Source organism: Enemella dayhoffiae (genome assembly GCF_002250625.1).
In the GTDB taxonomy this organism is placed as follows: Bacteria; Actinomycetota; Actinomycetes; order Propionibacteriales; family Propionibacteriaceae; genus Enemella; species Enemella dayhoffiae.
In genome coordinates, this window is record NZ_NMVQ01000023.1 from 183,574 (window position 1) to 195,507 (window position 11,934).

The following is an 11,934-nucleotide window of genomic DNA, read 5'->3' on the forward strand; positions in this document are numbered from 1 at the left end:
GCGCGGTACCGGTCAGTGCTCGGGCATATGTGTCATTTCCTCGTCCAGGAACTTGGTGATGGCATTGAGTGCTTTCGGCGAGATGTCGCCGAGAGTGCGCGCTGCGTAGGACTTCACCTTCGCGGCACGCATGGACCGAACCAGATCGAGCTGCGCGGAGACCTTCTCGGGGGTAGCGGCACCGTCCTCGCCGAGCAGGAACGCGGCGTCCACGTCGAAGAACGCGGCCAGCCCCTCGAAGACGGCGGGGTCTTGGACATAGCGGTGGCCGTTGACCATGTACGTCCAGCGCGACCGCGACAGGTTGGTGCCTCGTTCGTGGAGGTAGCCGGCGATCTGCGCGTAGGTCGGCTCAGTACCGGACTCGGCGACGGCGACGTCCATCAGGAGACGCAGACGCTTGGCGAGGTCTTCGGCCGCAGCCTGGCTCTCGTCTTCGGTCATGACGGTGACCCCCTTCCCTTCTCGACGGGCAAGGCATCGATGCACTCCACCCAATGGGTGGTTGTGCATGCTCAACCGTACTCGTTGAGCATGCACAAATCAAGGGTTGCGCATGCTCAACGGTCGATGTTAGAACAGGACTCCGGGGCATTTTGAGCATGCTCAATGTCGCGTGCCGGTCTCGGCTTGGGCTGCCTCAAGGAGGTGATCGATGTCCAGCTCACGGTCTGGGCGCGGGTGTTCGCGCCTACCTGCCAGGTATACCGCCGCGCGCAATCTTGGCGTGGCCCGCCGAAGAGGAGGCCGGAGCATGGCATCGAACGAGGACGCCCGCGCGGCAAGGGAAGCGAAGCTCGATGAGCTCCACGAGAAGCTGACTGGCGCGGTCGAGTCGCTGATCTCGGGTGACGACTGGCGGCAGGCGCTGGCCTTCGCGGCACGGTTCCGGTCGCGGTCGTTCAACAACACGATGCTGATCTGGGTGCAGCACGAGGCCGCCTTCGAGGTAGGCCGCGTGCCGGAGCCCTTCCCGACTCTGGTTGCCGGGTACCGGCAGTGGCAGGGGCTGGGGCGGCAGGTGATGAAGGGTCAGCCGGGTTACATGATCTTCGCCCCGGTGATGGGCCGGTTCGCTACCGCGACCCCTGCCGATGCGGGATCGTGGCGGCGGCTCGGGCCGAGGGAGAAGCCGAAGGCCGGCGAGGTGGTGCGCTCGCGGATGGTCGGCGCAAGACCAGCGTACGTGTGGGATGCCTCCCAGACCGACGGCGAGCCGCTGCCGGTGCCGCCGACTCCAACGCTGCTGGAAGGCGAAGCACCTTCGGGGTTGTGGGATGGGTTGGCCGGGCAGATTCGCCGGGCGGGGTTCGAGGTGCTGCGGGTGCCGCACGAGGGGATGATCTCCGGCGCGAACGGCCTCACGGACTACGAGGCCCGCACGGTCGCGGTGCGGGAGAACATGGACCCTGCCGCGCAGGTCAAGACGCTCGCGCACGAGCTGGCCCACGTTGTGATGCACGATCCCGACGACGAGGAGGCGCGGCAGCATCGCGGCATCCGCGAGGTCGAAGCCGAGTCCGTCGCGCTGATGATCAGTGTCGCGCACGGCATGGACACCGCCGGGTACACGATCCCGTACGTCTCGACTTGGGCCGCCCGTGTGGACGGCCAAGGGCCCGTCCAGGTGGTGCAGGCCACCGGCGAGCGGGTGCGGAAGGCCGCGCTGGCGATCCTCGACCAGCTCGACACGCTCCAAGTCGGCGACGGCACCCCGCCGGGCCTCGAACGCGACACCCCCAGTCCGCGCACCTCCCGCGCGGCTTTGAGTGCGGTGGAGACGGATCGTCCGCGTGGTGCGCCGGTGCCCGAGCTGGCAGGGCGGGGGCTGTGATGCCCGAAGCATTCGATGTCCTTGCGGCGCTCATCCGTGTGGATCGCTCACCAAGCCTGATGCTGGCGGCGGGCACCCTCGCGGCGGCTGGCGTGCCCGTGTTCCCGTGCGTCGTCGAGGGGAAGCGTCCGCTGACCCGCCGTGGGTTCCTCGACGCGAGCAGCGACCCGGAGCAGGTTGCGGCCTGGTGGTCGCGCACACCGAAGGCGAACATCGGCATCCCGACCGGCGCTCCATCGGGCGTGGTGGTCGTCGATGTCGATGTCCACGGCCCCCACGATGGCCGCGTGGCGTTCAAGCGCGCCACCGAAGCGGGGCTCGTCGATGGAGCGGGTCTGCTGGTGCGCACGCCCACCGGTGGCGCGCATGTGTACTTCCCGGCGACCACGGGCAAGGAGCAGCGGTCGTGGCAGGCCGCCAGGGCGGGTGTCGATTTCCGGGGTGACGGCGGCTACATCATCGCTCCTCCTTCCCGGCGAATCGTCGACGGCAATGTGAGGCGTTACGAGGTCGCCGATATCGCCGCGCACTCGGTCGGCACGGTGGACGCGGTCCGGCTGCGGGACTTCCTCGACCCGCGCCCCGTCGCCCCGCCACGCGCCAGCAGCGGCTCGATGGATGTGGATTCTGAGCGGTTGGCTACATGGGTCGCCGGGCGGGGCGAGGGCGAGCGGAACCGGGGCCTGTTCTGGGCGGCCTGCCGCCTCGCCGAGAACGGCGTCTCGCCCACCGAAGCGCTCGATGCCCTGGGTGCTGCCGCACAGTCGGCGGGTCTGGGCGATCGTGAGGTCACCACGACCGTCCGCTCGGCCTACCGAGCCACCCAGCCCGCATCCGGGGCCACGTCAGGCGGCCGGAGCCAGAGCGCGGGTCGCTGGTTCGGTCGCTCGGCGGGCCCACCGTCCGCAGCCGTGGGGAGGGCCGGGCTGTGATGCGTGAATCGGACGGGCGGCGTTGGGCCGCCATGACGGCGGTCGCGGGGACGGTGTTCATCGCCGTCGGGGCGTTCTGGCTGTCGTTCACGTCGCTGGCCGATCTGGCTGCACGCTCCGGGATCGGGGCGGGGCAGGCGTGGGCGTGGCCGCTGATCGTGGACGGCATCATCGTCGTCGCGACAGTCGCCGTCGTCGCCCTCGCCGGGCAGCGCTCGGCCTGGTACCCGTGGGCGCTGCTGGTCGGCGGCGCGCTCGTGTCGGTGACGGCGAACGCCATTCATGCCGTCGTGGCAGCAGACGCCGATGTGCCCAGGATGCTCGCGGCCTCGGTCGCCGCGGTGCCGCCCGTCGTGCTGCTGGCCATCACTCATCTGACCGTGATCCTCACCCGCACCAGCGGACCCGACACGGCACCTGCCGCTGCCTCATTCCCGACGGACACTGCGGCGTCCGTCCCAGAGCTGCCGCCCGGCGAGGCGGAACCGGTTCGTCGCGACGATGGTGTGGCGGATCGGCGGGCGCTGGGGTGGGAGCTGCGCGAGGTGGGCTGGTCGAACAAGCGGATCGCCCGCGAACTCGGGGTGCATCCCTCGACCGTGGGCCGCTGGTTCGCCGTCGCGCACCTCACTGACACCACCGACGAGCGGGAGGGGACGACCCCATGAACACCACCGACAACCCGAAGCACATCGATCCCGCGAGACCCGATCCAGCACGGCTGGTGCCCGATGAGCCGAGGGAACGCCCCGAGCCCGTCGAGGCGACGGGCACGCCGGAGGCAGTGCGGGCCGCGCAGGTCGCTCGCGACGACAAGCAGCACGCGATCGTTCGCGGACGCGGCGTGGAGTGGGTCCGCCCCACCGACCTGATCGCCCGCCACTCGGCGCACGCAGCCGGCCGTGGTCTCGACTTCCAGGCCGAGCTGGCACGCCGCAGCCGCACCCCGATCGGTGCCGGAGTTCGTCGTCTCGGGGATCGCGCCCGGCGGTTGCCGCCGATCTCGGCGTTCGGGCGCAGCACCGCACCGGTGTCGCAGGTGTCCCGCTCTGGGGTCTCGCTGAGTTGACGGTGGTGAGAGTTGATGGCTGCGACGGCATCGGCATGCAGGACGCGCTCGTGGGAGCGAGTGCGCACCTGCCTGCCAGGAGGTGCCGAAATCATGACCACACCAACCCGCACCAGCAGCGAGCAGGCGACGGCCTTCGGGGCTGAGGACTTCACCACCGGCGAGGGCCTGCGCGCCCTGCTCAATCGCCTCGCCGAGGGCGGCGAGGATGCCTGGGTTCACGACCCGGTAGCCCGCGACCTGATGGAGTTCGCCGCCGACAAGTACCGCGCTCTCGCGAGGAAGCACAAGCTCGACACCTGGGAAGCGGTCACGGCGGCGTTCGACGCGATGCAGTACCGCTCGACCCGCGAGGCCAACGATCCGTGGGCGATCATCACCCACGCCGTGCGGATCACCTGCGTCTACGAGGAACGCGCCCAAGGTCTGCTGTGCTCGGTGCACCAGGCCCGCCGCGCGCACGTCTCGGCGTTGCACGACCCCGAACGGTTCTCCGAACGCGACACCGCGCTGGCCGAATACCATCCCGCGTTCCACACCACCGACCTTCGTCCCAGTGACTTCGAACCGGAGCCGCGCGACAGTCTCGGGTCGGCGCAGGCGTGCATGTCCGCTGGGTCGGCGGCCGAGGACGCCATCGTGATGCTGTGCCTGCTCGACTGGCCAACCGATACCGCGCGGGCCGCCGTCGAGCACGTCTGCGGGGCGTTGATGAAGGCCGGCACCCGCCAGTCCGCCTACGAGACGTTGCGCCGCGATCGACATGCGCGGGCACTGCTCGACCTGCCGCGTCGCTCCTGGGCCGCGCTGCTGAAAGCACTGCTTGGGAACCCGCACCCCGCCTACGTGGCCACCAGCAGTGGCCGCGGCATCCTGCTCCGGCTCCTGCTCGGCGAAACGCTCGACCTGCTGCTCCGCGACGACGACCTGATCCTCGCGCTCGCACTTGCCGCCCCGAAGAGCGGAGGCGGTGAGTCGTCGTGACCGAGCCACAGATCGGCAGCATCCAGCTCGACCGCACCGTCGATTCGATCCTCGTCGGCACCCGGCACCGCGCCGACCTCGGCGACATTGACGCCCTCGCGGCATCCATCGACCGCGACGGACTGCTGCAACCGCTCACGATCACCATCGACGGCGTGCTCGTGTGCGGGGCACGGCGCCTGGCCGCGATCAAGAAGCTTGGCTGGCGCACCGTCAACGTGTGGGTTCGCAGTGGCCTGTCCGACCGACTCGGGAAGCTCCTCGCCGAGCAGGACGACAACATGCTCCACAAGCCCTACACCCAGCTCGAAGCCGCCGGACTTTACCGCGAGATCAAGCAAGTCATGGCCGAGGACGCCGCCCGCCGGAAGTCCGCCACGCAGTTCAGCAGCGAGAACCAGCCCGGAAACGACGGTGGTGCAAACTTTGCACCACCGTCGAACGGGCCGCTTGGGAAGACCCGGGAGCAGGCGGCGGCGATGATTCCCGGCGGTGCGTCGCACACGACGTTGGAGAAGATCGGCTACCTCGAAGACGTCGCCAACAACCTCACCCAGCCCGAGACGTTGCGCGCCGAAGCCGCCGCCGGGCTGGAGCGGATCGAGGCCGGTGACCCGGTGCATCCGATCTATCAAGCGATCCGCGACGCCGACACCACCGAGCGAGAGCGGCGCGAGGCCGAGCTGCACGCCCGCGCCGAAGCCGCCGTGGCCCGCGCCAAGTCGATCAAGAAAGGCAAGCGCACCCCACCGCGACCACTGCCTCTCGTCAGCGGCGACGGGCAACCCGTCCGCTATCCGCTGCGCGCGTTCATCCAGACCTGGGGCGAGCTGACCAACTGGTGGACCCACTACGACGCCGACACCCTCGCAGCCGAGCTGACCGACGAGCAGTTCGAGAACTTCCTCGCCACCACCGACGGCACCGTCCGGTTCGCCGACGCACTCCGGGCCGCCCGCGAAGGCGCGACGGAGCGGCCACGACTCCGCGCGCTCTGACCACAGCCAAGGTGCGGGGTGCGCACCTGCTCGGCATGAGCCCTCCACCCACTGAAACCCGGACCCGCCGCCGACTCGTCGCCCTCATCGCCGCCGGCATCGTCCTGCTGCTCCTGGCCGGTGTCGGCGTCTACGGACTCCTCACCGGCCCCCGCAACAGCACCAGCACCGATCGCGACCCGGAGCCCGGCCCAGTCACCACGGCACCGCCCACCGCGGCACCGAGCACGCCGCGACCACCGCAGGTTCCAACGGTCCCGCGTTCGGCCAGTCCCGAGACCTTCGCCCGGGGCGTCGCATCCACGCTGTTCGCGTGGGACACGGCTTCGGGGCTGTGGCCGCTGGACTACACCTCGGCGATCCTCGCAGTCGGTGACCCCAGCGGAGACGAGCAAGCCGGGCTGGCCTCCGACGTGGCCGCGTACCTGCCGACCCGCGACGCCTGGATCGAGCTGCGGCAGTACGCCACCCGCCAGCACCTCACCATCGACACCGCGTACATCCCCGACGCCTGGGCCGACGCCGTCGCGCAGGCCCAGCCAGGACAGCTCGCAGCAGGAACGACCGCCGTCACGATCGAGGGCACCCGCCACCGTGCCGGGGTCTGGAACGGCCAGCCGGTCACCAGCGAGCATCCGGTCGCGTTCACCGTGTTCGTCGTCTGCGCCCCGACCTACCCGACCTGCCATCTGCTGCGGCTCTCGCAACTCGACAACCCGCTGCGCTGAAGGGGTTGGCGTCATGTTCCGCAAAGCCGCCATCGCAGCCCTGGCCCTGCTCTTCTTCGCCCCCACCGCAGCACTCCTCGGGATCGGGGCGCTGATGAACCCCGCTGCCGCCTACTGCGCCACCCCTACCGGGACGGTGAACCTTGGCCCGATCCCGGACTCGCTCACCGTCAGCACTGCGAACGGCGAGACCTTCACGCTGAATCGTCAGCAGCTCACGCACGCGGCCATGATCATCTCCGTCGGCAACAGCATCACCGACGTAGGCAAGCCGGGCATCAAGATCGCGCTGATGGCCGCGCTCACCGAGTCCACGCTACGGATGCTCACCAACACCGGCGCCTACCCGGAGTCGGCCAACTATCCGCACGACGGCAACGGCGGCGACCACGACTCCCTCGGCCTGTTCCAGATGCGCCCACAATCGGGCTGGGGCTCGGTCGCAGAGTTGATGGACCCGCAGTACCAAGCGCGGGCGTTCTTCGGTGGACCGACCGGACCGAACTACCCCTCACCGCGCGGCCTGCTCGACATCCCCGGCTGGCAACAGATGGACCCCGGCGAAGCCGCCCAAGCCGTCGAAGTCTCCGCCTACCCCGACCGCTACCGCAACTACGCGCCCGTCGCCGACAGCATCCTCGCCGCCCTCACCAACGGTGTCAGTACCGCTGGTGGCGTGGGTGGCCCGGCCGTCTCGTCGTCGCGGGTGGTGTTCCCGCTGCCCGAGGGCACCTGGGTGCTGACCTCGCCGTTCGGGATGCGCGTCCACCCGATCACGGGCGAACGGAAGCTGCACACCGGCACCGACTTCGCCGCGGCCGACGGCACGCCGATCCTCGCGGCCGCGGCCGGCGTTGTCACCGTCGCGGAGTTCTCGGGCGGGTACGGCGGTCTCATCGTCATCGAGCACACCATCGGCGGCAAGACCGTCGCGACCGCGTACGCGCACATGTGGCAGAGCGGCATCCACGTCCGCCGCGGAGACCGTGTGAGCGCCGGACAGCACATCGGCGATGTCGGCTCTTCCGGCATGAGCACCGGCGCACATCTGCACTTCGAGGTCCGGCCAGGCGGCACGAACGGTGAGGCCATCGACGCCGCCGCCTGGCTCAACGAGCACGGGGCCGCGAACCTGCCGACGGCGACCAGCGGATCACCCGCCGCCTGTAACAACGCCACTGCGGGCACGCCGACCGGCGTCGATGGAGACCCCGACCGGCTCGTCGACGATCCCACCAGCTCGGGCACGATCACCGCCCGCATGCTGCACCTCTACCAGCAGACACTCGCCACGTTCCCCGACACCGGCTGGGGCTGCTACTCACCGCGCCCCGGCACCAAGTCAGAGCATCCCCTCGGCAGGGCGTGCGACATCACCTTCGGCAACCGCATCGGCCAGCGACCCACCCCGGCACAGCTCGACGCCGGCTGGAAGGTCACCAACTGGATGAAGGACAACGCCGACGTGCTCGGCGTCGAGTACCTGATCTGGCAAGGTCAAATCTGGTCCGTCACCCGCGACACCGAGGGCTGGCGACCCTACAACGGCGGCGGTATGCACGACCCCGCCTCCATCACCGGAGGCCACTACGACCACCTCCACGTCACAGTCAAGGTGTAAGGTCCGAAGTTACATCTAATGTAAGATTCGTACCTTAGATGTAAGCCGGAATCACGCTGTTCCGCGGAACCAAAGCCGTCTCCAACCTAGCAGCGTCACCGCCGCCTGACCAGGGGTTTCGCTACTCATCTTACATCTGATGCATGATTCTTACATTTAATGTAAGGTCGTGGCATGGTGTTCTCAGACGATCAGGTACCCGGCACGGGGGTCTTGTCGTCTGGCAACGTGTCGCTTTTGCGGCCGGCGGAGCAGTTCTTCGATGAGATGGTGGCGGGCTGGTCGGCACAGCAGACCTCGCGGATGCTCGCGGTGCAAACCATCAAGACCAGGGCCTCGCGGGTACGCCGGTTCGCGGACTTCTGCAACGCCCCGCCGTGGGAGTGGTCACCGGCTGACGTGGAGGAATGGACAACCTCGCTCGTCTCCGGACCGCGGCCGCTGTCTGTGTCGACGGTGCGGGCCTATCAGAACTCCGTGGCGCTGTTCTGCGACTACCTGGTCGATCACCGCTACGGCTGGGTCGATCGCTGCGTCGATCTGTTCGACACGCATCCGGTGCAGGTCTGCCACGAGTGGAACACGGTCATCCATACCAGCGACCACGAGGCACGGCCGGACGTGCGACCGCTCTCGCGGGATGAGCTGCAGATGTTCTTCGACTACGCCGATGACCTGGTGGATCAGGCCCGCTCCTCCAAGCGCAAGGGATGGCTGACGCTGTTCCGCGACGCCACGCTGTTCAAGATGATCTATGCGTTCGGGTTGCGTCGGCGCGAGGCAGCGATGCTCGATCTGCCGGACTTCACCCGCAACCCGCAGGGCTGGGAGTTCGGCCGGTTCGGGGTCTGCAACGTCCGCTGGGGCAAAGCGATGCGCGGCTCGCAGCCGCGCCGCCGGGCGGTGCTGGCCGTGTTCGGGTGGACCCGGCCGGTGATCGAGGAGTACGTGAGCGAGGTTCGGCCTCGGTTCGACCTTGCCGACAAGACGATCCTGTGGCCGACCGAGCGACAAGGGCGCATCCGGCTCAAGCACATCGACGACCGGTTCGCCGAGTGGCGCGATGATCTCGGCCTGGACCCGTTGCTGCACCCGCACTGCTTGCGGCACTCGTATGTGACGCATCTGATCGAGGACGGCTACGACCCGTTGTTCGTCCAGCAGCAGGTCGGGCACCGCTGGGGCTCGACCACCGCCCTCTACACCGGGGTCTCCGGTGACTACCGCAACCGCACCCTGCGCCGCGCTCTCGACGGCGCGTTCACCCCACCGACAGCGATCGAGGGAGGATCACGATGACGAAGACCGTCGCCTATCACTGGCACCTACGCAAGGTGATGAACGAACACGGCATGCAGGTCACGACCGATCTGGTGCCGCTGCTGGCCGACCGGGGCGTGGTGATGACCTCCACCCAGGTCTACCGGATCGTGGTCGGCCAACCCGAGCGGCTGAACATGCAGTTCCTCGCCGCGCTCTGCGACATATTCGGCTGCACACCGGCCGACCTGATCGAGCCCTACGTCGAGTCGGCGTCGCGGCGGGGCCGCAAGACCGGCACCGCGGGTGCGGTCAAACCGCCGACGGGCGGGAGCAAGAACCGCCCGACCCGAGCGGTCATCACCCCTGCGGACGAATGACCGGCGCCGGTGGCGAACACGATCGTCCAGGGCATCTGCTTTCGCTGCGGCCGGCTGAAGTCTCTGCGCTGGAACCACACGCTGGATCGGGGTGAGTGCCGCGCCTGCCGCGCTCACCGGTCACCGATCGAGACCTGCACCGGATGCGGACGCCAGCGCAGGGTCAACGCCCGCACCGACGACGGCGGCGCGGTCTGCGTGACCTGCTATGCCCGCGACCATCACCCTGAGGATGCCTGCGACGAGTGCGGCATGATCGGCCCGCTGGCGACCAGAGCTGGCGGGAAGCGACCCGGCGCGGCGAACCTCTGCGGTCGCTGCTATCGGAACCCGTGCCGGGTCTGCGGCGTCTGCGGCAGGCTCAAACGAGTCGCCTTGAAAGCCACCGCGACCAGCCCGGACGTCTGCCCGACCTGCTACCAAGCGCCCGTGATCGACTGCTCTATCTGCGGGCAGCAGGCTCTCGGGCGACGCACGACGAATCACGGCCGACCACGCTGTTTCGCTTGCCAAGCAGCCCAGCAGATCGACGCCGCTCTCACCGGCCCGGACGGGGTGATCCGGCCAGAACTGAAACCCGTCCGCGACGCCCTCACCGAGCTCGAACGACCCCGATCGCTGCTGACCAACTGGCACGATCTGGCATCCTTGCGTCTGCTGACCTCGATCGCCCGCGGCCAGGTCGACCTCAGTCACGACGCGCTCGATGCGCGGCCACAGATGTTCTCGGTGACCTATCTGCGCGCGATGCTCGTCGCCGCGGGCACCCTGCCGCCTCGTGATGAGAACGCCGCCCGACTGCACCGATACGCCGCAGACGTCGTCGCCGAGGTGAGCGATCCCGAGATGCGCGGCGTGCTCACCCGCTACGCCCGCTGGCACGTCGTCGGCCGCGCCAAGACCGACCGGCACGACCGGATCGCGCCGAACGCGGCCGCCCGCTGCCGGGGCGACATCGACACTGCCCGCGCGTTCCTCGACCATCTCAGCTCCAGCGGCTACGACCTCGATGACTGTCCGCAAGACCACCTTGACGCCTGGATTACCACCGACCGGAGCCGCCGCCTCGGGTTCGTCCGCTGGCTCAAACGAGGCGGCTACCTCCGGCACGTCTGGCTCCCTGAGCCGGTTCCGGCGAAAGACCCGGCCCACGACGTCGACCCCGAAGAACAGCTCGCCCTGGTTCGCCGGCTGCTACACGAGCCCGGTAGCGCCAGCATCGAAGACCGTGCCGCAGCCTGTCTGATCCTGCTCTACGCCCAGCCGGTCGCGAAGATCACCGCCCTGATCACCAGTGACATCGAGGTCCGCGATGGTGAAACCTACCTGCGTCTGGGCTCCGAGCCGGTGTTGCTCATCCCGCCGCTGGATGCGCTGGTGACCGCCTTGCCGGTCGCCAAGCCATTCGGGGCGGCGAGCAGGCTGGCTGATTCCCGGTGGCTGTTCACCGGCAAGAACGCCGGCACCCACTTGCATCCCGCCTCGCTCCTACGCCGGATGCACCAGCTCGGGGTGACTTCCAGAGCAAGCCGGAACACCGCCCTGCTGCATCTGGCCTCGACCACACCACCGGCGGTGTTCGCCTCACTGATCGGCGTCAGCATCGGCACCGCGACCCGCTGGGCCGGTCTCGCCGGAGCCTCCTGGAACCGTTACGCGACCCTGCCGCGCTGAACCCGTCTCAGCACGACGAGGCAGGGCCACCGTCGGTCAGGGCCTGCGGGTCGAGGGCGCTGCTGAGCATGGACAGGATCTCGGGCACGATTTCGTAATAGGCCCACTTGCCGCGCTGCTCGCGGGTGACCAGGCCGGCGTCGACGAGCTGCTTCATGTGATGCGAGACCGTGGGCTGGGAGAGCCCGACCGGTTCGGTCAGGTCGCACACGCACGCCTCCCCGCCGGACTGCGCCGCGATCATCGACAACAACCGGACCCGGGTCGGGTCACCGAGCGCCTTGAACATCCGCGCCAACCGCTGGGCATCCTCGACCGCGAGCACCCCGCCCGTGACCGGAGCACAGCACCCACCCGCATCGGCGGCGATCAGTGGCAGCGAAGTCGTCATGGCCCTGATCCTACGCCACGCATTGACAACTGTCGATGCATCGACGAACATCAATACGTAGAT

The 11,934-nt window shown here is 68.8% G+C and carries 13 protein-coding genes; 11 read left to right on the forward strand and 2 right to left on the reverse strand.

Annotation, left to right across the window (positions count from 1 at the left end; translation table 11 throughout):
• Nucleotides 1–12: 12 nt before the first annotated feature.
• Nucleotides 13–444: a hypothetical protein gene (locus CGZ93_RS11790; protein WP_094364317.1), complete on the reverse strand. Its 432-nt coding sequence runs from the start codon at nt 442–444 to the stop codon at nt 13–15.
• A gap of 310 nt (nt 445–754) precedes the next feature.
• Here CGZ93_RS11790 and CGZ93_RS11795 point away from each other — a divergent pair, with 310 nt between their 5' ends.
• The 11 genes from CGZ93_RS11795 (at nt 755) to CGZ93_RS11845 (ending at nt 11,480) form a co-directional block, all read left to right on the forward strand.
• Nucleotides 755–1,834 carry an ImmA/IrrE family metallo-endopeptidase gene (locus CGZ93_RS11795; protein WP_094364318.1) on the forward strand — a complete coding sequence of 360 codons (1,080 nt, stop codon included), beginning with the start codon at nt 755–757 and terminating at the stop codon, nt 1,832–1,834.
• A complete protein-coding gene (locus CGZ93_RS11800) occupies nt 1,834–2,766 on the forward strand; it encodes a bifunctional DNA primase/polymerase (protein ID WP_094364319.1) in 933 nt (310 codons plus the stop codon). The genes CGZ93_RS11795 and CGZ93_RS11800 overlap by 1 nt, the downstream gene beginning before the upstream one ends.
• A 32-nt stretch (nt 2,767–2,798) precedes the next feature.
• A complete protein-coding gene (locus tag CGZ93_RS11805; RefSeq protein WP_094364320.1) occupies nt 2,799–3,434 on the forward strand; it encodes a DUF2637 domain-containing protein in 636 nt (211 codons plus the stop codon).
• On the forward strand, nt 3,431–3,835 hold the full coding sequence (locus tag CGZ93_RS11810; RefSeq protein ID WP_094364321.1) for a hypothetical protein: 405 nt from the start codon (nt 3,431–3,433) through the stop codon (nt 3,833–3,835). The genes CGZ93_RS11805 and CGZ93_RS11810 overlap by 4 nt, the downstream gene beginning before the upstream one ends.
• Before the next feature lie 93 nt (nt 3,836–3,928).
• A complete protein-coding gene (locus CGZ93_RS11815; RefSeq protein ID WP_094364322.1) occupies nt 3,929–4,819 on the forward strand; it encodes a hypothetical protein in 891 nt (296 codons plus the stop codon).
• Nucleotides 4,816–5,817 (forward strand): ParB N-terminal domain-containing protein, encoded by a 1,002-nt coding sequence (locus CGZ93_RS11820; RefSeq protein ID WP_094364323.1) that lies wholly within the window; start codon nt 4,816–4,818, stop codon nt 5,815–5,817. Before CGZ93_RS11815 ends, CGZ93_RS11820 begins: the two co-directional genes overlap by 4 nt.
• A gap of 35 nt (nt 5,818–5,852) precedes the next feature.
• Entirely contained in the window at nt 5,853–6,545 is a 693-nt protein-coding gene (locus tag CGZ93_RS11825; RefSeq protein ID WP_094364324.1) for a hypothetical protein, read from the forward strand.
• A gap of 13 nt (nt 6,546–6,558) precedes the next feature.
• Entirely contained in the window at nt 6,559–8,166 is a 1,608-nt protein-coding gene (locus CGZ93_RS11830; protein WP_094364325.1) for a M23 family metallopeptidase, read from the forward strand.
• A 228-nt stretch (nt 8,167–8,394) separates the two neighbouring features.
• Nucleotides 8,395–9,465, forward strand: a complete 1,071-nt coding sequence (locus tag CGZ93_RS11835; protein ID WP_229117397.1) for a tyrosine-type recombinase/integrase — start codon at nt 8,395–8,397, stop codon at nt 9,463–9,465.
• Complete coding sequence (locus CGZ93_RS11840; protein WP_094364327.1) at nt 9,462–9,806, forward strand: helix-turn-helix domain-containing protein; 345 nt, start codon at nt 9,462–9,464, stop codon at nt 9,804–9,806. The genes CGZ93_RS11835 and CGZ93_RS11840 overlap by 4 nt, the downstream gene beginning before the upstream one ends.
• Nucleotides 9,807–9,815: 9 nt before the next feature.
• Nucleotides 9,816–11,480, forward strand: a complete 1,665-nt coding sequence (locus CGZ93_RS11845; RefSeq protein ID WP_094364328.1) for a hypothetical protein — start codon at nt 9,816–9,818, stop codon at nt 11,478–11,480.
• 7 nt (nt 11,481–11,487) lie between these two features.
• On the opposite strand, the gene CGZ93_RS11850 is transcribed toward CGZ93_RS11845, so the two are convergent.
• Nucleotides 11,488–11,871 (reverse strand): ArsR/SmtB family transcription factor, encoded by a 384-nt coding sequence (locus CGZ93_RS11850; protein WP_094364329.1) that lies wholly within the window; start codon nt 11,869–11,871, stop codon nt 11,488–11,490.
• Nucleotides 11,872–11,934: the final 63 nt, after the last annotated feature.